Here is a 441-nt window from a genome sequence, read left to right as displayed (position 1 = left end):
AAGACCCACGAGCAGGGCTTTGTCGACCATCTCGCCAAGCAGGGCGGGACCGTTACCGTCATTGCCGGCGTTGGCATCGATCAAGCATCAGTCGCCCAAACGCGGCAGGTGATGGCGCGCGGCGACGCGGTGATCGTTCAGGCGGCGTTACGGGACGGGCATTGGAGCGGTCGCGCCGACGTCCTGCGACGGGTCGAGACACCAAGCGGTTTGGGCGCCTGGTCATACGAGGTCACCGACACCAAGTTGGCCCATGAGACGAAGGGCAACACGGTCCTGCAGCTCAGCCTCTACTCGGACCTTCTGGCGACCATGCAGCAGAAGGTCCCGGAGACGGCCCACGTCGTGACACCCGGGACGGAGTACCTGCCAGAGGCCTACCGCGTGGCCGATTTTGCGGCGTTCTACCGACGCATCAGGCGAAGTGTGGAGACCTTTGCG

General features: G+C 64.6%; 1 pseudogene. It reads left to right on the top strand.

The annotated features are described in order from the left end of the window. Window positions 1–441: pseudogene (locus tag O7A70_RS34065) on the top strand (TM0106 family RecB-like putative nuclease); the annotation flags it as partial.

The sequence above is a fragment of the Mesorhizobium sp. Cs1299R1N1 genome (assembly GCF_037179655.1).
In the GTDB taxonomy this organism is placed as follows: Bacteria; Pseudomonadota; Alphaproteobacteria; order Rhizobiales; family Rhizobiaceae; genus Mesorhizobium; species Mesorhizobium salmacidum.
The sequence above is the reverse complement of the archived record's forward strand: the minus strand, read 5'-3'. Positions and strand labels throughout refer to the sequence as shown.